The organism is Streptomyces sp. NPDC059895 (genome assembly GCF_042731035.1).
GTDB lineage: Bacteria > Actinomycetota > Actinomycetes > Streptomycetales > Streptomycetaceae > Streptomyces.
In genome coordinates this window covers 22,112-42,054 of sequence record NZ_JBHWKO010000053.1, presented here as the reverse complement: position 1 = coordinate 42,054, position 19,943 = coordinate 22,112, and the positions used below count along the sequence as shown (strand labels likewise).

Here is a 19,943-nt window from a genome sequence, read left to right as displayed (position 1 = left end):
AGACGCTCAGACTGCTCCCGACCCCGAGGACCGACGCCGCCGTGTTCGATACTCTCTCCGATCGCCTCTCAGCGACTTTCAAGAACCTGCGCGGCAAGGGACGGCTCTCCGAGGCGGACATCGACGCCACCGCGCGCGAGATCCGCATCGCCCTCCTCGAGGCGGACGTCGCCCTGCCGGTCGTGCGGACGTTCATCAAGAACGTCAAGGAACGCGCCCTCGGCGCCGAGGTCTCCCGGGCGCTGAACCCCGCCCAGCAGGTCCTGAAGATCGTCAACGACGAGCTCGTCACGATCCTCGGCGGCGAGACCCGGCGCCTGCGCTTCGCCAAGCAGCCGCCGACCGTGATCATGCTGGCCGGTCTGCAGGGCGCCGGTAAGACCACCCTCGCGGGCAAGCTGGGCCGCTGGCTGAAGGAGCAGGGCCACTCGCCGCTGCTCGTCGCCTGTGACCTCCAGCGCCCCAACGCCGTCAACCAGCTCAGCGTCGTCGCCGAGCGCGCCGGCGTGGCCGTGTACGCGCCGCAGCCGGGCAACGGCGTCGGTGACCCGGTGCAGGTCGCCAAGGACTCCATCGAGTACGCGAAGTCCCGCGTCCACGACATCGTCGTCGTCGACACCGCCGGCCGCCTCGGCATCGACCAGGAGATGATGCAGCAGGCCGCGGACATCAGGGACGCGACCCGGCCCGACGAGATCCTCTTCGTCGTCGACGCGATGATCGGCCAGGACGCGGTCAACACCGCCGAGGCCTTCCGCGACGGCGTCGGCTTCGACGGCGTGGTGCTCTCCAAGCTCGACGGCGACGCCCGCGGTGGCGCGGCCCTGTCGATCCGGCAGATCACCGGCAAGCCGATCATGTTCGCGTCGAACGGCGAGAAGCTCGACGACTTCGACGCCTTCCATCCCGACCGGATGGCCTCCCGCATCCTCGACATGGGTGACCTGCTCACCCTGATCGAGCAGGCGGAGAAGACGTTCAGCCAGGAAGAGGCCGAGAAGATGGCCTCCAAGCTGGCGTCCAAGAAGGGCCAGGACTTCACCCTGGACGACTTCCTGTCCCAGATGGAGCAGGTCAGGAAGATGGGGTCGATCTCCAAGCTGCTCGGCATGCTGCCGGGCATGGGGCAGATCAAGGACCAGATCAACAACCTCGACGAGCGGGACGTCGACCGCACCGCCGCGATCATCAAGTCGATGACCCCGGCCGAGCGCCAGGACCCCACGATCATCAACGGCTCGCGCCGCGCCCGTATCGCCAAGGGCTCCGGTGTCGAGGTCAGCGCGGTCAAGGGTCTGGTCGAGCGGTTCTTCGAGGCCCGCAAGATGATGTCCCGCATGGCCCAGGGCGGCGGCATGCCGGGGATGCCGGGCGTGCCGGGCATGGGCGGCGGCCCCGGCCGCAGCAAGAAGCAGCCGAAGAAGGCCAAGGGCAAGCAGCGCTCCGGCAACCCCATGAAGCGCAAGCAGCAGGAGCAGGAGGAGGCCGCCCGCCGCGCGGCCGCCGCCCAGGGCGGCGCTCCCGGCGGCGCCTTCGGCCTGCCGGGCCAGCAGGCCGGCCAGGACTTCGAGCTGCCGGACGAGTTCAAGAAGTTCATGGGCTGACCCGCTGCGAGCCGTACGGCGCCGAGGGCGCCCACCCGCACGGGTGGGCGCCCTCAGCGCGTGCCGAGGCCCGTGGGGTGCCGTAACGTCCAGATATGAGCGATTCCGCTCCCCGGCGCAGGGCTCCCGACCAGCCGTGGCGCACCGAGGGCACCCCGGACGAGGCGCCACGACCGCCCGGCGGCAGAAGACCGCGCGGCCGATGGTGGGCGCTCGCCGTCACCGCCGTGATCGTCTTCCTGCTGGCCTACGGCGGGCTGCACTTCTACGGCCGGGGCGACGAGCCGACGATCTCGTACACGGAGTTCAGCCGGCAGGTCGACCGGGGCAACGTCGACACCATCTACTCCAAGGGCGACGCCATCCAGGGCCGGCTCAAACAGGCCCGGGACAATCCCGAGGGCGGCGGCGAGTACACCCGGTTCAGGACGCAGCGCCCGGCCTTCGCCGACGACGCCCTCTGGCAGAACCTGAGCAGGCACGACGTCACGGTGACCGCGCGGCCGGTCGTCCAGGAGCGCGGTCTGCTGGCCAACCTGCTGATCTCGCTGGTGCCGATCGTCGTCCTGGTCGCGGTGTGGATCTTCTTCGCCCGGCGGCTGCGCGGCGGCCTGGGCGGCGCGGGCGGCATGCTCGGCCGCAAAGCGCCGCCCCGGCCGGTCGAGCTGCGGACGGGCACCGGGCGCACCACGTTCGCCGACGTGGCCGGCATCGACGAGGTCAAGGGGGAGCTCGACGACGTGGTCGACTTCCTGGAGCACCCGGACGTCTACCGCAGGATGGGCGCGAAGATGCCCCGCGGCGTGCTGCTGGCGGGCTCGCCCGGCACCGGCAAGACGCTGCTGGCGCGCGCGGTGGCGGGCGAGGCGGGCGTGCCGTTCTTCTCGGCCTCCGCCTCCGAGTTCATCGAGATGATCGTCGGCGTCGGCGCGTCCCGGGTCCGCGAGCTGTTCGCCGAGGCCCGCAAGGTCGCGCCGTCGATCATCTTCATCGACGAGATCGACACCATCGGGCGGGCCCGCGGCGCCGGCGCGTCGGTGAGCGGTCACGACGAGCGCGAGCAGACCCTGAACCAGATCCTCACCGAGATGGACGGCTTCACCGGCTCGGAGGGCGTCGTCGTCATCGCGGCGACGAACCGCGCCGACATCCTCGACCCGGCACTGACCCGGCCCGGCCGCTTCGACCGGGTGGTCAACGTCTCCCCGCCGGACCGCGCCGGCCGTGAGGCGATCCTGCGCATCCACACGCGTGACATCCCCCTCGCCCCGGACGTGGACCTGGCCCGGGTGGCCCGCACGACCCCGGGGATGACGGGCGCGGATCTGGCCAACCTCGCCAACGAGGCCGCCCTGCTCGCCGTCAAGCGCAAGCAGGACCGGGTCACCCCGGCGAACCTGTCGGAGGCGCTGGAGAAGGTGCAGCTGGGGGCGGAGCGCACGCTCGTGATGCCCGAGGAGGACCGCCGTCGCACCGCCTACCACGAGAGCGGGCACGCCCTCCTCGGCATGCTGCAACCCGGCGCCGACCCCGTCCGCAAGGTCACCATCGTGCCGCGCGGCCGGGCGCTCGGGGTGACCATGTCGACGCCCGAGGTGGAGCGGTACGCGCTCTCCGAGGAGTACCTGCGCGGCCGCATCATCGGCGCCCTCGGCGGGATGGCGGCCGAGCAGGTGATCTACGGGGTCGTCACGACCGGCGCCGAGAACGACCTCGAACAGGTCACCAACATCGCGCGCGGGATGGTCGCGCGGTGGGGCATGAGCGAGCGCGTGGGCCGCCTCTCCGCGCTGCCCGGCGACGCCCAGCAGGCCTACGGCCTCGCCGCCGCCCCGCGGACCCTCGACGTCATCGACGACGAGATGCGCCGCGTCGTCGAGGAGTGCTACGAGGAGGCGTGCCGCAAACTCCGCGACCACCGCGGACAGTTGGAGGCGCTCGCCGAGGCGCTGCTGGAGCACGAGACCCTGGAGGAGGCGGACGCGTACCGCGTCGCGGGGATCACCCGGCTGACCAAGGGCGAGGCGGGGAAGGAGACGTAGCCCTGCTCAGGGCTCGTACTCAGGGCGTCCGGGCGATCAGGTACCGGAACACGTTCGGCATCCAGACCGTGCCGTCCTCGCGCCGGTACGGGTGCAGCGCCTCGGTCACCTCCTTCTCCACCTGCACCTGGTCGGTCGCGGCGATCGCCGCGTCGAACAGGCCGGTGGACAGCAGGCCCCTGAGGGCGCTGTCGATCCCCGCGTACCCGAAGGGGCAGGCCACCCGTCCGGAACCGTCCGGCCTCAGCCCGGCCCGCTGGGCGACGTCCTCCAGGTCGTCACGCAGGGCGGGGCGCCAACTGCCGCCGGCGCGTGAGGGATCGGCCAGCCTGGTGGCGACCCGCAGCACGGCGGAGGTGGCGCAGCGCTCCGGCGGACCCCAGCCGACCAGCACCACGGGCGCGCCCCGCTCGGCCAGCGGCGTGGCGGTCGCGAGCAGGTCGCCGAGGCCCTCCGCGTCGCCGGCGAGGCAGCCGATGGGTTCGAACGCGGTCACCAGGGTGAACGCGGGTGCCTCCGCGTCGGCCGGGCCGGCCGCGTCCTCGGGCGGGACGTCGACGAGCCGGATCCCGGTGGGCGCGGGTCCGCCCGGTGTCTGCGGCAGCAGCCGCCGGCGGGCGAGGGCCAGCCGCTCGGGGTGGCGGGTCTCGACGCCGGTCAGGGCGGCGCCTCTGGAGGCCGCCATCAGCAGGGCCAGCCCGGAACCGCAGCCGAGGCCCAGCAGCCGTGTGCCCGGGCCCACTTCCAGTCGCTCGTGGACGGCCTCGTAGAGCGGGACCAGCATCCGCTCCTGGATCTCGGACCAGTCACGCGCGCGTGCACCCGGGTCAGCGCGGGGCACCGGCCCCGTGTGAGGAAGGTGCTGCCGCACGAGCGTAGGTGTCATGGAAAAGCGCCCCAATCCGCCGAGAGTTGCCGCTGTGCCCGTTCTTCATGTGGCCCCCGCCAGTCGTCCGCACTCCCCCCGTATGTCAGGTAACTCCCCACTCGACCCCGCGTCCAGGGGGTGCGGCGCCCGGAGTGAGGTCCACCCGTGCGAGTGGCGAGATTTCACATCCCGGCAACCTGGGGCCGTACCATCGCGCCATGGCAAAGGCACCCGTTCTCGCCTCGCGGGCGGACGACTTCCCCCGCTGGTACCAGGATCTGATCGCCAAGGCCGAGCTGGCCGACAACGGGCCGGTGCGCGGCACCATGGTGATCCGACCGTACGGGTACGGGCTGTGGGAGCGGATGCAGGCCGAGATGGACGCCCGCATCAAGGAGACCGGCACCCAGAACGCGTACTTCCCCCTGCTGATCCCGCAGTCCTACCTCACCCGCGAGGCCGACCACGTCGAGGGGTTCGCGCCCGAGCTGGCGGTGGTCACGCACGGCGGCGGCAAGGAGCTGGAGGAGCCGGCGGTGGTCCGCCCCACCTCCGAGATGATCATCAACGCCTCCTTCTCGAAGTGGGTGCAGAGCTACCGCGACCTGCCGCTGCTCATCAACCAGTGGGCGAACGTGGTGCGCTGGGAGCTGCGGCCGCGGCTCTTCCTGCGCACGACCGAGTTCCTCTGGCAGGAGGGCCACACCGCGCACGCCACCCGCGAGGAAGCGCGCGACTTCGCCTCCCGCATCCACCGCCGCGTCTACGAGGACTTCATGGTGAACGTCCTCGCCATGGACGTCGTCGCCGGCCGCAAGACCGCCAGGGAGCGGTTCGCCGGAGCGGTCAACACCCTCACCCTCGAAGGGATGATGGGCGACGGCAAGGCCCTCCAGCTGGCCACCAGCCATGAGCTGGGGCAGAACTTCGCCCGGGCCTTCAACACCTCGTACCTGTCGAAGGACGGCACGCGGGAGCTGGTCTGGCAGACCTCCTGGGGCTCGACCACGCGCATGATCGGCGCGCTGGTGATGATGCACGGCGACGACGACGGCCTGCGGGTGCCGCCGCGGCTGGCGCAGGTCCAGGCCGTCGTCCTCGCGATCAAGGGCGACGAGGCGGTTCGGGCCAAGGTCCACGAGCTGGGCGACGTACTGGAGGCGGCCGGGATCCGCGTACAGGTCGACGACCGCACCGACGTGCCCTTCGGGCGGCGCGCGGTCGACTGGGAGCTCAAGGGCGTGCCCGTCCGTATCGAGATCGGCCCCCGCGACCTGGAGAACGGCACCGCGATGCTGGCGCGCCGGATCCCGGGAGGCAAGGAGCCGGTGGCCCTGGACGCGCTGGCCGATCTGCTGCCCAAGGTCCTCGAGGACGACCAGGCCCTGCTGCTGCGGCAGGCCCGCGAGCGCCGGGAGTCCCGTACGGCGGACGTGTCCACGTTCGAGGAGGCCGTCGAGGCGGCCACCGCCGGCGGCTGGGCGCGCATCCCGTGGGCGACGCTCGGCGAGGAGGGCGAGGCCAGGCTCGCCGACCACGCGGTGACCGTGCGGTGTCTGGTCGCCGAGGACGGGTCGGTGCCCGAGGACGGTGACGCGCCCGGTAACGTCGCGATCGTCGCGCGCGCTTACTGACATGACGGCATTCGGCGGGGCGGCGGCCGAAACACCTCTTGCGTCTCCGTCGCACATCTGTACCCCCCGGCGCGCGGACCTCGTCCACGCGCCGACGCGGGAGGGGCGGACCCAAGGGCGCGGCAGAGGGCGATGCGGGGAGACGGGTGGGCGTATGCGGACTACGCACCACCTTGGCACGAGCTGTGAGGCTTCTCCGCAGATCAGCGCACCCGCCCTCGTCAGGACGCATCAGCGGCAACTGACGGGTACGTGCAAATTATTTGGGATGCCCCGGAATAGGAACACAGGGGCACCCCCGCTCGTTGTCATTACGTGAGCACGACACAGACACCACCTGTTCTCGCCGCAGAGCTGGCGCAGGCGTGGGCCGACATTCAGCGGTACCACCCCGAGCTGCCGGACCTTGCCGCGCCAGAGTCCCTGATCGGGGAGTCGTCGTCCGCCTGCGGTCACGAGCTCTCCTTCGAGCGACTGCTCCATGAGGCAGTCCACGGGATCGCCGCCGCGCGCGGCGTCCGCGACACCTCCCGCGCCGGCCGATACCACAACCGCAGATTCCTCACGATCGCCGAGGAACTGGGCCTGGACCACCCCGAGGAACCGCATCCCAGCAGCGGCTTCTCGCTGGTCACGCTCAATCCCGAGGCCAAGCGACGCTACCGTCCGACGATCGAGCGCCTCCAGCGGGCCCTCAAGGCCCACACCGCGGCCACCTCCGCCGACACCACCCGCTCCTTCCGCGGCCCGGCCGCCCGCCACGGCTCCTCCGGCGGCGGCGTCCGCGTCAAGGCGGTCTGCGACTGCGGCCGCAACGTCCGGGTGGTGCCGTCGGTCCTCGCCCAGGCCCCCATCGTGTGCGGAGGCTGCGGAAAGCCGTTCCGCATCCCCGAGGTGGCCGGCGCGGCATGACCCGAGGGCCGTCGCGGCCCGCCCGTCGTGCACCGGCATCTCGTGGCTGCCGGGTGCGCGGGGCAGAGGGCCGAGACCGGCCGCGGGCGCGCGGGGCAGGGGGCCGAGACCGGCCGCGGGTGCGCGGGGCAGAGGGCCGAGACCGGCCGCGGGTGCGCGGGGCAGAGGGCCGAGACCGGCCGCGGGCGCGCGGGGACTGATCGCACGGTTCCCCGCGCCCCGCCGCCGGGCACGCCTGTGGGGCACCCGAACCGCCGGGTGCCCCACAGGCGTGCCGGGGCGGACCTCCCCGCACCCTCGGCCGGAAGCGGCCCGGAGCGTGTGGCAGAATGGCTGGCTGTACTCGACAGCCGCACAGGACCCCTCTCTCCTCCGGCTGACGCGTCCGTCGGGCACTCGGGTACCGCAACCCCACGCGGCGTTCCGCCGTGCCCAACCCACGTCAATCCAGGAGAACCCACTCCCGTGGCAGTCAAGATCAAGCTGAAGCGTCTGGGCAAGATCCGTTCGCCTCACTACCGCATCGTCGTCGCCGACTCCCGCACCCGTCGTGACGGTCGTGCGATCGAGGAGATCGGCAAGTACCACCCGACGTACAACCCGTCGGTCATCGAGGTCGACGCCGACCGCGTGGCCTACTGGCTCGGCGTCGGCGCCCAGCCGACCGAGCCCGTGCTCGCCATCCTGAAGAAGACCGGCGACTGGCAGAAGTTCAAGGGCGAGCCCGCCCCGGCTCCGCTGCTCGTCGCCGAGCCGAAGAAGGCGCGTCCGTCGTTCGAGGCCCTCGGCGGCGACGACGAGGGCAAGGGTGAGGCCATCACCCAGAAGAAGAAGGCTGAGAAGAAGGACGAGGCCGCTGCCGAGTCCGAGTCGACCGAGGCCTGAGCAGCATGCTCGAAGAGGCGCTTGAGCACCTCGTGAAGGGCATCGTCGACAACCCCGACGATGTGCAGGTCGCCTCGCGCGACCTGCGCCGCGGGCGGGTGCTCGAGGTCCGGGTCCACCCCGACGACCTCGGCAAGGTGATCGGCCGCAACGGCCGCACCGCACGTGCCCTGCGCACCGTCGTGGGCGCCATCGGCGGCCGTGGTGTCCGCGTCGACCTCGTCGACGTCGACCACATCCGCTGACGCAATTCGCAGCACCGGCTCGGGCCGGGGAGGGCCACTGGGCCGTCCCCGGCCCGACGTCGTGACGACAGGAGATCTTCGAACAGTGCAGCTCGTAGTCGCACGGATCGGCCGCGCCCACGGCATCAAGGGCGAGGTCACCGTGGAGGTCCGCACCGACGAGCCGGAACTGCGGCTCGCCCCCGGCGCCGTACTGTCCACGGACCCCGCCACGGCGGGGCCGCTCACGATCGAGACCGGCCGGGTGCACAGCGGCCGCCTCCTCCTGCGCTTCGCCGGCGTCACCGACCGCACCGCGGCCGAGGCCCTGCGCAACACCCTCCTGATCGCCGAGGTGGATCCCGAGGAACTCCCCGAGGACGAGGACGAGTACTACGACCACCAACTCATCGACCTCGACGTGGTGACCGCGGACGGCGTGGAGGTCGGCCGGATCACCGAGATCTCCCACCTGCCCTCCCAGGACCTCTTCATCGTCGAGCGGGCCGACGGCAGCGAGGTGATGATCCCCTTCGTCGCGGAGATCGTCACCGAGATCGACCTGGAGGAGCAGCGCGCGGTCATCGACCCGCCGCCCGGCCTCATCGACGACCGCGCGGAGATCGCCTCGCCGCGCGACACGTCCGGGGACGAGGCCTGATGCGCCTCGACGTCGTCACGATCTTCCCCGAGTACCTCGACCCCCTGCACCTCTCCCTGGTCGGCAAGGCACGCGCGCGCGGACAGCTCGACGTCCACGTGCACGACCTGCGGCAGTGGACGTACGACCGGCACAACACCGTCGACGACACCCCCTACGGCGGCGGCCCCGGCATGGTGATGAAGACCGAGCCGTGGGGCGACGCCCTGGACTCGGTCCTGGCCGACGGCTACGAGACCGGCGCGCACGCCCCCGCGCTCGTCGTCCCCACCCCCAGCGGCCGCCCCTTCACCCAGGAACTCGCCGTCGAACTCTCCGAGCGCCCCTGGCTGATCTTCACACCGGCCCGCTACGAGGGCATCGACCGCCGTGTCGTCGACGAGTACGCCACCCGGATGCCCGTCCACGAGGTCTCCATCGGCGACTACGTCCTCGCCGGCGGCGAGGCGGCCGTCCTGGTCGTCACCGAGGCCGTGGCCCGGCTGCTGCCCGGCGTGCTCGGCAACGCCGAGTCCCACCGCGACGACTCCTTCGCGCCCGGCACCATGGCCAACCTCCTCGAAGGCCCCGTCTACACCAAGCCGCCCGCCTGGCGCGGCCGGGACATCCCCGAGGTGCTGCTCAGCGGCCACCACGGGAAGATCGCCCGCTGGCGCCGCGACGAGGCACTGCGGCGGACCACGGCCCACCGGCCCGACCTGATCGAGCGCTGCGACCCCGGGGCCTTCGACAAGAAGGACCGCGAGATGCTCTCTATCCTGGGCTGGGCACCGGACCCCGAGGGCGCGCCGTACGGCCGATTTTGGCGCAGGACCAAGAGCGTGGAAGAATAGGCCGCTGCTGTGCGCCGTCCGGTATGCGCCCCTGCCACAGGGGGACACGACGCCCGCCCCGACGCGCACACCCCTCATCCAGAACACCTAGTTCCCGTTGATGACCTGTGGCATCAGCGAAGAAAGCAGACGACATGTCCCACCTGCTCGACTCCCTCGACGCCGCGTCGCTGCGCAGCGACGTCCCGGCCTTCCGCCCGGGCGACACCGTCAACGTCCACGTCCGCGTCATCGAGGGCAACCGCTCCCGTGTGCAGCAGTTCAAGGGCGTCGTCATCCGCCGCCAGGGCGCCGGTGTCCGCGAGACCTTCACGGTCCGCAAGGTCTCCTTCTCCGTCGGCGTCGAGCGCACCTTCCCCGTGCACACCCCGATCGTCGAGAAGATCGAGCTCGTGACCCGCGGTGACGTGCGCCGCGCCAAGCTGTACTACCTGCGCGAGCTGCGCGGCAAGGCCGCGAAGATCAAGGAGAAGCGCGACAACTGAGCGCGCTCGGGGGTTCAGAGCGGGGCCGGATAGCATCTGGCCCCGATGGACACCGAAGCACAGCCGACGGAGCGCGACCGCTCCTCCCGCCCTTCCGACACCACGGACGCCTCGCAGCAGGCCGTGGAACCGGACAGGCCGGAGGGACGGTCGCGTTTCGCGTTGGTGGCGCGGATCACGGACCTGCTCCCGGGCGGCCGGATCAGCCTCACCCTGCTGATCTGCCTGCTCTTCCTGCTGCTCCTGAACGCGTTCGTGGTCAAGCCGTTCCAGATACCCAGCGGATCCATGGAGAACGGATTGAGGATCGGCGACCGCGTTCTCGTAAATAGGTTGGCGTACCGTTTCGGTGCGGAGCCGCGCCGCGGTGACGTGGTGGTGTTCGACGGCACCGGGTATTTCGGGGACGCCGACTACGTGAAGCGCGTTGTGGGTGTGGGGGGAGACCACGTGGTCTGCTGCGACGAGGAGGGCAGGATCCGGGTGAACGGCCGGCCGGTCGACGAGTCGACATACCTGTATCCGGGCGACAGCCCGTCCACGGTGCCCTTCGACGTGGAGGTGCCCGACGGCACCCTGTTCGTCCTCGGCGACCACCGCAGCGCCTCCAGCGACTCCCGCGACCACCTGGGCTCACCGGGCGGCGGCATGATCCCCGTCGACGACGTGATCGGCCGCGCCGACTGGATCGTCCGCTCCCTCGCCGACGTCACCCGCCTGCACCGCCCGGACGCCTACGCGCGCGTGCCCGCGGCGGGTGCGGGTGCGTCGACGGACGCGGCGGGGACCCGTTCGACCCGTTCGGGTACAGCGGTCACCACTTCGGGCGCGGTGGGTACTCCTGCGGGCGCGGCGGGCACCGGTACGGTCGTGGCGGGCACGCCGACGGACGTGGCGGGCGCCCATGGGTAACCGCGGCCGCCCCCGCGGCGTCCCCAGCAGCCCCGCGGACAACCTCCTGCCCACCGGAGCGCGGCGCGCCTCCGGCCCCGCACCCGGCCGCACCCGCGCGGAGCGGCGCAAGCTCCAGCGCAAGGTCAAGCGCAAGCGCAGGCGCGGCGCCGTCCGGGAGATCCCGCTCCTCGTCGGGGTCGCCGTCCTCATAGCCCTGGTGCTGAAGACGTTCCTCGTGCAGGCGTTCGTGATCCCGTCCGGCTCGATGGAGCAGACCATCCGGATCGGCGACCGCGTCCTGGTCGACAAGTTCACGCCGTGGTTCGGCTCCAAGCCGGAGCGCGGCGACGTCGTCGTCTTCAAGGACCCCGGCGGCTGGCTCAACGACGAGCAGACCACCACGAAGAAGGACGACCCCGTCGGCGTCAAACAGGTCAAGGAGGCCCTCACCTTCATCGGCCTGCTGCCGTCCGACGACGAGAAGGACCTCATCAAGCGGGTCGTCGGCGTCGGCGGCGACCGCGTCACGTGCTGTGACACGCAAGGACGGGTCACCGTCAACGGCGTTCCCCTGAACGAGGGGGACTACCTCTACCCCGGCAACGCCCCCTCCAGCACCTCGTTCGACATCACCGTCCCCCAGGGACGGCTGTGGGTGATGGGCGACCACCGGGACAACTCCGCGGACTCCCGCGCCCACCAGAACACCGACTACGGCGGCACCGTCTCCGAGGACGAGGTGGTCGGGCGGGCCATGGTCATCGCCTGGCCGCTGGGCCACTGGAACACCCTCAAGGAACCGCAAACCTTTTCTTCGGTGACCGACGCGGTCGCCGGGACGGCCGCGTCCTCCAAGACGTCGCATAGGGTTGATGCCGACGATCCGAACGGAACGATCCGACTCCCGAGCCCTGCGGAACTCCCGCTCGTTATGGGAGTGGTGGGCCTGCGTCGTACCTGGGGCAGGCAGCGGCACAGAGTAAGGAGTTGGCGTGGGGGATGTGGCGGTTGGCGCACGGTCCGGGCACGACGGCGAGGAGCACCGCGGACGTCCCGTGGACGCGGCCGACCCGGCGTCGGACGACATCGTGACCTCAGACAATGACGGCCCGGCGGCCGGCGGCGACGGATCCGGCGACGGGCCGCCCCCCACGACCGGACCGGGGCCGGACGACGGGGCGCCCCAGGCGAAGAAACCGCGCTCCTTCTGGAAGGAACTGCCGATCCTCATCGGCATCGCCCTCGTCCTCGCCCTGCTGATCAAGACGTTCCTGGTCCAGGCGTTCTCCATCCCCTCCGACTCGATGCAGAACACCCTCCAGGAAGGCGACCGCGTCCTCGTCGACAAGCTGACGCCGTGGTTCGGCTCCGAGCCCGAGCGCGGCGAGGTCGTGGTCTTCCACGACCCGGACAACTGGCTGGCGGGCGAGCCCACCCTCGAACCGAACGCCGTGCAGACCTTCCTCAGCTGGATCGGCCTGATGCCGTCCGCGGAGGAGAAGGACCTGATCAAGCGGGTGGTCGGCGTCGGCGGCGACACCGTCTCCTGCACCAAGACCGGCCCGCTGAAGGTCAACGGCAAGGCGCTGGACGAGCCGTACGTGTACCCCGGCAACACGCCGTGCAGCCTGGACGACCAGGGCGGCCAGTTCACGGTGAAGGTCCCGGAGGGCTACATCTGGGTCATGGGCGACCACCGCCAGAACTCGCGGGACTCCCGCTACAACCAGTCCGACGAGCACCACGGCATGGTCCCCGTCGACGAGGTCGTCGGCCGCGCCGTCGTCAAGGCCTGGCCCATCAACCGCTGGGGCACGCTGCCCGTGCCGGACACCTTCGACCAGAGCGGCCTGGACGCCCGGTCGGCCGCCTCCACCGCCCTGACGGTCGCCCCGGAGGGCCTCGCCCTCGCCGGCGTCGTCCCGCTGGCGCTGTGGCGGCGCCGGCGCGCGCAGACGTCCGGGACCCGCTGACCCGCCGCCCCCCGCCGCACCCGCTCGGCAAACCCTTTCCCAAGCTTGCGACCACGGCCGGGGGCGAAGGGCTGACCCGGCTCGGTACCGCCGGGTAGGGTGCGGATCCATGGGCGGCGAGAGCACGACACGTACGGCCCCGCACAGCGGCGGCACCAGCAGTGGCCCGGTGGGCGGCCGGACCGGACAGCGTCTGCGTCTGTCCGGTGCGGCGGTCGCGCTGGGCCTCGTGCTGTTCCTCGCCGGATTCGGCTGGGCCGCGCTGACCTACCGGCCGTACACCGTGCCCACCGGCTCCATGGCCCCCACGATCGACGCCGGGGCCCGGGTGCTGGCCCAGGTGGTGGACGGCGACGAGGTGCGGCGCGGGGACGTCGTGGTCTTCACCGACAAGACGTGGGCGGACAACGCGCCCGTGGTCAAGCGGGTCGTCGCGGTCGGCGGTGACACGGTCTCCTGCTGCACCGACGGCAGGCTGACCGTCAACGGCCGGCAGATCGAGGAGTCCTATCTGCCCGAGGGCAGCCCCGCGGAACTCAAGAACTTCGCCACCGTGGAGGTCCCCGAGGGCCGGCTGTTCCTGCTCGGCGACGAGCGCCAGGGCTCGCTGGACTCCACCGCCCACCTCACCGACGCGGCCGGCGGCACGGTCGCGCTCGGCGCCGTCACGGCCCGCGTCGACGCCGTCGTCTGGCCCATGGAGGGCATGCTCGAGCGCCCGACCGGCTTCGAGCCGCTCGGCGCCCTCTCCCGGCCCGGCCCGCTGAGCACGATCGGCTGGCTGATCGTCGCCGGCGCGGCCCTCGTCCTCGGCGGCGGCGCGTACGGCCCGATCGCCCAGCGCGTCCCCCGTCGTTCCCGCCAGGAGTCCGCCGGTGTCCGCTGAGACGACCCGCGCGAGCACCGACTCGTACGAGGGCGGACTGCGCAGGGTCGCCCGGGTGGTCCTCCTCGACCCCGAGGACCGCATCCTGCTGCTGCACGGCCACGAGCCGGACGATCCGGCCGACGACTGGTGGTTCACGCCCGGCGGTGGCGTGGAGGGCGACGAGACCCGTGAAGAGGCCGCGGTGAGGGAACTCGCCGAGGAGACGGGCATCACCGACGTCGACCTCGGCCCGGTGGTGTGGCGGCGCAGATGCTCCTTCCCGTTCGCGGGCCGCCGCTGGGACCAGGACGAGTGGTACTACCTGGCCCGTACGGCCGTGACGGCGACCGGGGCCACCGCCCTGACCGAACTGGAACGGCGCAGCGTCGCCGGAGCACGCTGGTGGACGTGTCAGGAACTCGCCCGGACACATGAGACGGTGTATCCGACCAGACTCGCCGAGCTGCTGCACCGGCTGCTCGACGAAGGTCCCCCGGCCCGCCCCGAAACCCTCGACACGGAAATCGTCTAGCGGCTCACGGGACTGGCGCACAATGGGGAGATCGCACGGCTGAAGGGGAACATGCCATGAGCGCCGAGGACCTCGAGAAGTACGAGACCGAGATGGAGCTGAAGCTCTACCGGGAGTACCGCGATGTCGTCGGTCTGTTCAAATACGTGATCGAGACCGAACGGCGCTTCTACCTGACCAACGACTACGAGATGCAGGTGCACTCGGTCCAGGGTGAGGTGTTCTTCGAGGTGTCGATGGCGGACGCCTGGGTGTGGGACATGTACCGGCCGGCCCGCTTCGTGAAGCAGGTACGCGTCCTCACGTTCAAGGACGTGAACATCGAGGAGCTGAACAAGAGCGACCTGGAGCTTCCGGGCGGGTGACGGGCTCCCCCGTACGGGTCGGCCGCTCACCCATGTGGGTGACGGAGTTTTCCACAATCCCGGAATTGCGCACCAAGATCCTTCTCGCCGCCGCGGATGCGTGAACGTGGGCACCGGAGGTGGTGCCCACATGACCACGGATCAGGCACGAGGAGCGCTCGGCAGGTACGGCGAGGAACTCGCCGCCCGACGGCTGGCCAAGGCCGGCATGACAGTCCTGGAGCGCAACTGGCGCTCCGGCAGGACCGGAGAGATCGACATCGTCGCACGGGACGGCGACGTCCTGGTCGTCTGCGAGGTCAAGACCCGCAGGGACGGCGGCTTCCAGCACCCCATGGCCGCGGTGACACCCGCGAAGGCCCGGCGCCTGCGCGGCCTCGCCGAACGCTGGATCCAGGCGCACGGAGGAGCGCCGCCGGGCGGCGTCCGCATCGACCTCGTCGGCGTCGTCCTGCCGAGCCGCGGGGCCCCCGTCGTCGAGCACGCCCGGGGGGTGGCCTGACATGGGATTCGCACGGACGTGCTCGGTCGCCCTGGTGGGCGTCGAAGGAGTCGTCGTCGAGGTCCAGGCGGACCTCGAGCCCGGAGTCGCGGCCTTCACCCTGGTCGGGCTGCCGGACAAGAGCCTGAGCGAGAGCCGGGACCGGGTGCGGGCAGCGGTGGTGAACTCGGGCGCCGAATGGCCGCAGAAGAAACTCACCGTCGGACTCAGCCCCGCCTCGGTACCGAAAGCCGGCAGCGGATTCGACCTCGCCATCGCCAGCGCCGTGCTCGGCGCGGCCGAGCGGATCGACCCCCGCGTGCTCGCCGACATCGTGATGATCGGAGAACTCGGTCTCGACGGACGCGTACGACCGGTCCGGGGCGTACTGCCCGCCGTGCTGGCCGCCGCCGAGGCCGGCTACGAGCAGGTGGTCGTGCCCGAGTGCGCCGCCGCCGAAGCATCGCTCGTACCGGGCGTCGCCGTGCTCGGAGTACGCAGCCTGCGGCAACTGATCGCCGTCCTCGCCGACGAGCCCGTGCCGGACGAGGAACGCGACGACCCCGACCGGCCGGACCCGCTCCTGGCCGGCCTGTGGATGCCCGGCACGGCAGCGGCCACCGGCATGCTCGGCACAGGCCGGCACGACCAGGGCCACGACCTCGTCGACGTCGTCGGCCAGCGCTCGGCGCGGACGGCCGTCGAGGTCGCCGCAGCGGGCGGACACCACCTGTTCCTCCAAGGACCCCCCGGCGCCGGCAAGACGATGCTCGCCGAACGCCTCCCCGCCGTCCTGCCCCGGCTCACCCGCGAGGAATCCCTGGAAGTCACGGCGGTCCACTCGGTGGCCGGGCTCCTGCCGCCGGGCAAACCCCTCATCGACGTCGCCCCCTACTGCGCCCCGCACCACTCCGCCACCATGCAGGCCCTCGTCGGGGGTGGCGCGAACATCGCCCGCCCGGGCGCCGTCTCCATGGCACACCGCGGGGTGCTCTTCCTGGACGAGACCCCGGAATTCAGCAGCCGGGCCCTCGACGCCCTGCGCCAGCCCCTCGAGGCGGGCCACGTCGTGATCGCGCGCAGCGCCGGCGTGGTGCGGTTCCCCGCGCGGTTCCTGATGGTCCTCGCGGCCAACCCCTGCCCGTGCGGACGCTTCTCCCAGCGGGACACCCTGTGCGAATGCCCGCCCTCGGCGGTCCGCCGCTACCAGGCCCGGCTCTCCGGACCACTGCTCGACCGGGTCGACCTGCGCGTCGAGGTCGACCCGGTCGGCCGGGCGGAACTCGCCCACCGAGGGCCCGGGGGCGAACCCACGGCGACCGTCGCCGACCGCGTGCGGGCCGCCCGGCAGCGGGCGACGGCCCGGCTCGCCGACACCCCCTGGCGAACCAACAGCGAAGTGCCCGGACGGGAACTGCGCAGCCGGTTCCGCCCCGCGGCCGGGGCGATGGACGAAGCCGAACGCAACCTGGAACGCGGCGTGCTCACCGCCCGCGGCCTCGACCGGGTCCTGCGCGTGGCCTGGACCGTCGCCGACCTCGTCGGCCACGACCGACCCGACGCCTCCGACGTCGCCCTGGCACTGCAACTGCGCACGGGCGTGCCGCGCGGCGTACCGATGGCGCTCGGAGCCCTGACATGACCGGCGCCACCGACCCGGACGAGGAGCGACTCGCCCGGGTCTTCCTGGCCCGGGTCGTCGAACCCGGGGACGCAACCGGCGGGCGGTGGGTGCGAGAGCGCGGAGCCGCCGAGGTGGTCCGACGGCTGCAAGACGGCGGAGAGCCCCTGCCCGGGGTCACGGCACGCAAGTGGGCCGCACTCCTGGCACGGGCCGCGCGGACCGAACCGGAGCGCGACCTGGCCGTCGCACGGGACGCGGGCGTGCGCTTCGTGTGCCCGGGCGACGTCGAGTGGCCCCGCCCCCTGGACGACCTCGGGGACACCCGTCCCCTGGGCCTGTGGGTCCGCGGCGGGCCCAGCCTGCGGATGTGGGCGCTGCGCTCGGTCGCGGTCGTCGGCGCCCGCGCCTGCACCGAGTACGGCGCCCACATGGCGGCCACCCTCGCCGCCGGCCTCGCCGAACGCGGCTGGGTGGTGGTCTCCGGCGGCGCGTACGGCGTCGACGGCGCCGCCCACCGGGGCGCCCTCGGCGCGGGCGGCGCCACCGTGGCCGTCCTCGCCTGCGGAGTCGACCGGCCCTACCCGCGCGGCCACACGGAACTGATCGGCAGAATCGCGGAACAGGGGCTGGTCGTGGGAGAACTGCCGCCGGGCGACCACCCGACACCGAGCAGGTTCGTCCAGCGCAACCGGGTGATCGCCGCGCTCACCCGCGGCACGGTCGTGGTCGAGGCCGCCCACCGCAGCGGCTCGCTGGTCACCGCACGGGCCGCCGTGCGGCTCGGCCGGCACACGATGGGGGTACCCGGCCCCGCCACCAGCGCCCTGTCCGCGGGGGTGCACGAACTCCTGCGGCAGGAAGCGTCGCTGGTCACCGACGCCGCGGAGGTCGTCGAGCTGGTCGGCGACATGGGGGAGCTGGCCCCCGAGCGGCACGGGCCGGTGCTCCCGCGCGACCTCCTGCACCCCGGCGCCCGGCGAGTCCTGGCCGCCCTCCCCGGCCGCCGTGCCGCGGCGGCCGACGAGATCGCCCGCGAGGCCTGGACCACCCCGGACGACGCGATCGCGAGACTGTACGAACTCAGGGCACTCGGCTACGTCGAACGACACGGCGACGGCTGGAAGTTGACACGCCAGGCGATGCTCTCCGTCCGAGAAGGACGACACCCGTGTTGACCGACGGGTTCGGCCGTCCGGGGGAACGTCGAACCCCTTGGAAACGACCGCAGTTGACGCGTCCCGGCCGTCACCCGCCGCGACCGTCCCGCCCCGGCGCGCCGCCCCGGGGGACGCCTTCACGGACAGGTCCGGCCCGGTTCTTCGCGCACCGCGACACTCCAGTCACGCTACGCTCACAAGGATTCCGGTACAGAACGGCACCCACCGCCCCACTCCCCGCAGGACGGCACCTCCCGACACCAGACGGCAGCAGACGGAGCAAGCACGACAGCGCACCCGCACCCCTTCGACCCCCCCCGTACGTCACGGCAGAACGGCACAAGGCGACGAATGCCCCAGCACACCTCCGGGTCCGACCGGGCGGCGATCCCCCCAGCCGCCCGCGACGGTGGCAGCGTGCGGCCGCCCGCTCCCTCGACGCTCGAGGAGCTGTGGCGCTCGTACAAGGCGACGGGGGACGACCGGCTGCGGGAACAGCTGATCCTGCACTACTCGCCACTGGTGAAATACGTCGCCGGCCGGGTCAGCGTGGGCCTGCCGCCCAACGTGGAGCAGGCCGACTTCGTGTCGTCCGGCGTGTTCGGACTGATCGACGCGATCGAGAAGTTCGACATCGACCGGGAGATCAAGTTCGAGACGTACGCGATCACCCGGATCCGGGGCGCGATGATCGACGAGCTGCGGGCACTGGACTGGATCCCGAGGTCCGTGCGGCAGAAGGCCCGCAACGTGGAGCGGGCCTACGCGACGCTGGAGGCCCGGCTGCGGCGGACGCCGACCGAGTGCGAGGTCGCCGCCGAGATGGGCATCGCGGTCGATGAACTGCACACCGTGTTCAGCCAGCTGTCGCTGGCCAACGTGGTGGCGCTGGAGGAACTGCTGCACGTCGGAGGCGAGAGCGGGGACGGGCTCAGCGTCATGGACACGCTGGAGGACACCGCCGCGGACAACCCCGTGGAAGTGGCCGAGGACCGGGAACTGCGCAGATTCCTGGCACGGGCGATCAACACGCTGCCCGACCGTGAGAAGACCGTGGTGACGCTCTACTACTACGAAGGGCTGACCCTGGCCGAGATCGGCAACGTCCTGGGGGTGACCGAGAGCCGGGTCAGCCAGATCCACACCAAATCGGTGTTGCAGCTGCGCGCGAAACTGGCGAGCTTCGGCCGTTGACCTGGCCGGATGACAGAAGTGGGAGCGGAGTCACTCCCGTCGGCGATGCGGCGTCCGTAAAGTGGTCGACGTGCCAAGGATTCGAGCGGCCTCCGTGGCCGAGCACCGGTCGATGCAGCGAGCCGCCCTGCTGGACGCGGCCCGCTCGCTGCTGTCCGAAGGCGGGACGGAGGCACTGACCTTCCCCGCCCTAGCCGAGCGGACGGGACTCGCCCGTTCGTCCGTGTACGAGTACTTCCGGTCCCGCGCCGCCGTGGTCGAGGAACTGTGCGAGGTCGACTTCCCCGTGTGGGCGGCCGAGGTCGAGGCGGCGATGGCCGCGGCCGACGCGCCGGCGGACAAGGTCGAGGCGTATGTGCGGCGCCAGCTGGCGCTGGTCGGCGACCGGCGGCACCGGGCCGTCGTCGCCATCTCGGCGAGCGAGCTGGACACGGGGGCACGGGAGAAGATCCGCGCCGCCCACGGCGGACTCGTCGCGATGATCGTCGAGGCGCTCGGCGACATGGGGCACACGGAGCCCCGGCTGGCGGCGATGCTGCTGCAGGGCATCGTCGACGCGGCCGTACGGCGGATCGAGCTGGGAGCCGCCGAAGACCCCGCGGTGATCACGGACGCGGCGGTCGGGATGGTGTTGCGGGGGGTCACCGGCCGAGCCGGCTGAGATCGGCCGGGCGGGCTGCCCTCCCCCCTCCCCCCGCCCCCCGCCC

At 72.0% G+C, this 19,943-nt stretch carries 21 protein-coding genes; 20 read left to right on the top strand and 1 reads right to left on the bottom strand.

The genetic code is table 11. The features are described from left to right. Window positions 1–41 precede the first annotated feature (41 nt). Both ffh and ftsH read left to right on the top strand, forming a co-directional pair. Window positions 42–1,604 (top strand): signal recognition particle protein, encoded by a 1,563-nt coding sequence (gene ffh / locus ACFV9M_RS36390; protein ID WP_385073356.1) that lies wholly within the window; start codon window positions 42–44, stop codon window positions 1,602–1,604. A gap of 95 nt (window positions 1,605–1,699) precedes the next feature. Further along, window positions 1,700–3,646, top strand: coding sequence for an ATP-dependent zinc metalloprotease FtsH (gene ftsH, locus ACFV9M_RS36385; RefSeq protein WP_385073359.1), 1,947 nt, complete (start codon window positions 1,700–1,702; stop codon window positions 3,644–3,646). 19 nt (window positions 3,647–3,665) lie between these two features. Here ftsH and ACFV9M_RS36380 read toward each other — a convergent pair whose 3' ends face one another. Continuing rightward, the gene (locus ACFV9M_RS36380) at window positions 3,666–4,532 is read right to left on the bottom strand and encodes an SAM-dependent methyltransferase (protein WP_385073362.1); all 867 of its coding nucleotides are present in this window, start codon (window positions 4,530–4,532) and stop codon (window positions 3,666–3,668) included. Between the two features lie 200 nt (window positions 4,533–4,732). Between ACFV9M_RS36380 and proS the strand changes: the two genes are divergently transcribed. From proS to ACFV9M_RS36290, 18 genes are all read left to right on the top strand, one after another. Then, window positions 4,733–6,148 carry a proline--tRNA ligase gene (gene proS / locus ACFV9M_RS36375; RefSeq protein ID WP_385073365.1) on the top strand — a complete coding sequence of 472 codons (1,416 nt, stop codon included), beginning with the start codon at window positions 4,733–4,735 and terminating at the stop codon, window positions 6,146–6,148. Window positions 6,149–6,463: 315 nt separating this feature from the next. Beyond that, window positions 6,464–7,060 carry a hypothetical protein gene (locus tag ACFV9M_RS36370; RefSeq protein ID WP_385073368.1) on the top strand — a complete coding sequence of 199 codons (597 nt, stop codon included), beginning with the start codon at window positions 6,464–6,466 and terminating at the stop codon, window positions 7,058–7,060. Between the two features lie 465 nt (window positions 7,061–7,525). Next, window positions 7,526–7,945, top strand: coding sequence for a 30S ribosomal protein S16 (gene rpsP / locus ACFV9M_RS36365; protein ID WP_272120086.1), 420 nt, complete (start codon window positions 7,526–7,528; stop codon window positions 7,943–7,945). A 5-nt stretch (window positions 7,946–7,950) separates the two neighbouring features. After that, window positions 7,951–8,190 (top strand): RNA-binding protein, encoded by a 240-nt coding sequence (locus ACFV9M_RS36360; protein WP_252426112.1) that lies wholly within the window; start codon window positions 7,951–7,953, stop codon window positions 8,188–8,190. A gap of 85 nt (window positions 8,191–8,275) precedes the next feature. Beyond that, the gene (gene rimM / locus ACFV9M_RS36355; RefSeq protein WP_385073372.1) at window positions 8,276–8,830 is read left to right on the top strand and encodes a ribosome maturation factor RimM; all 555 of its coding nucleotides are present in this window, start codon (window positions 8,276–8,278) and stop codon (window positions 8,828–8,830) included. Continuing rightward, entirely contained in the window at window positions 8,830–9,663 is an 834-nt protein-coding gene (gene trmD / locus ACFV9M_RS36350; protein ID WP_385073375.1) for a tRNA (guanosine(37)-N1)-methyltransferase TrmD, read from the top strand. Before rimM ends, trmD begins: the two co-directional genes overlap by 1 nt. Before the next feature lie 134 nt (window positions 9,664–9,797). Next, entirely contained in the window at window positions 9,798–10,148 is a 351-nt protein-coding gene (gene rplS, locus ACFV9M_RS36345; protein WP_264936867.1) for a 50S ribosomal protein L19, read from the top strand. A 45-nt stretch (window positions 10,149–10,193) separates the two neighbouring features. Next, a complete protein-coding gene (gene lepB, locus ACFV9M_RS36340) occupies window positions 10,194–11,060 on the top strand; it encodes a signal peptidase I (protein WP_385073378.1) in 867 nt (288 codons plus the stop codon). Continuing rightward, on the top strand, window positions 11,053–12,147 hold the full coding sequence (gene lepB, locus ACFV9M_RS36335; RefSeq protein ID WP_385073381.1) for a signal peptidase I: 1,095 nt from the start codon (window positions 11,053–11,055) through the stop codon (window positions 12,145–12,147). The genes lepB (ACFV9M_RS36340) and lepB (ACFV9M_RS36335) overlap by 8 nt, the downstream gene beginning before the upstream one ends. After that, the gene (gene lepB, locus ACFV9M_RS36330) at window positions 12,035–13,015 is read left to right on the top strand and encodes a signal peptidase I (protein ID WP_385073384.1); all 981 of its coding nucleotides are present in this window, start codon (window positions 12,035–12,037) and stop codon (window positions 13,013–13,015) included. The genes lepB (ACFV9M_RS36335) and lepB (ACFV9M_RS36330) overlap by 113 nt, the downstream gene beginning before the upstream one ends. A gap of 109 nt (window positions 13,016–13,124) precedes the next feature. Further along, window positions 13,125–13,901 carry a signal peptidase I gene (gene lepB, locus ACFV9M_RS36325; protein WP_385073386.1) on the top strand — a complete coding sequence of 259 codons (777 nt, stop codon included), beginning with the start codon at window positions 13,125–13,127 and terminating at the stop codon, window positions 13,899–13,901. Then, on the top strand, window positions 13,891–14,415 hold the full coding sequence (locus ACFV9M_RS36320) for an NUDIX hydrolase (RefSeq protein WP_385073388.1): 525 nt from the start codon (window positions 13,891–13,893) through the stop codon (window positions 14,413–14,415). The genes lepB (ACFV9M_RS36325) and ACFV9M_RS36320 overlap by 11 nt, the downstream gene beginning before the upstream one ends. Window positions 14,416–14,471: 56 nt before the next feature. Continuing rightward, complete coding sequence (locus ACFV9M_RS36315) at window positions 14,472–14,780, top strand: DUF2469 domain-containing protein (RefSeq protein ID WP_003965949.1); 309 nt, start codon at window positions 14,472–14,474, stop codon at window positions 14,778–14,780. A 100-nt stretch (window positions 14,781–14,880) separates the two neighbouring features. After that, a complete protein-coding gene (locus tag ACFV9M_RS36310; protein WP_385073391.1) occupies window positions 14,881–15,282 on the top strand; it encodes a YraN family protein in 402 nt (133 codons plus the stop codon). 1 nt (window position 15,283) lies between these two features. Next, window positions 15,284–16,903 (top strand): YifB family Mg chelatase-like AAA ATPase, encoded by a 1,620-nt coding sequence (locus tag ACFV9M_RS36305; RefSeq protein WP_385073394.1) that lies wholly within the window; start codon window positions 15,284–15,286, stop codon window positions 16,901–16,903. Further along, complete coding sequence (gene dprA, locus ACFV9M_RS36300; RefSeq protein WP_385073397.1) at window positions 16,900–18,060, top strand: DNA-processing protein DprA; 1,161 nt, start codon at window positions 16,900–16,902, stop codon at window positions 18,058–18,060. The genes ACFV9M_RS36305 and dprA overlap by 4 nt, the downstream gene beginning before the upstream one ends. Window positions 18,061–18,393: 333 nt before the next feature. Continuing rightward, window positions 18,394–19,236, top strand: coding sequence for an RNA polymerase sigma factor WhiG (gene whiG / locus ACFV9M_RS36295; protein ID WP_385073400.1), 843 nt, complete (start codon window positions 18,394–18,396; stop codon window positions 19,234–19,236). Window positions 19,237–19,330: 94 nt separating this feature from the next. Beyond that, window positions 19,331–19,897 carry a TetR/AcrR family transcriptional regulator gene (locus ACFV9M_RS36290; RefSeq protein ID WP_385073457.1) on the top strand — a complete coding sequence of 189 codons (567 nt, stop codon included), beginning with the start codon at window positions 19,331–19,333 and terminating at the stop codon, window positions 19,895–19,897. Window positions 19,898–19,943 lie beyond the last annotated feature (46 nt).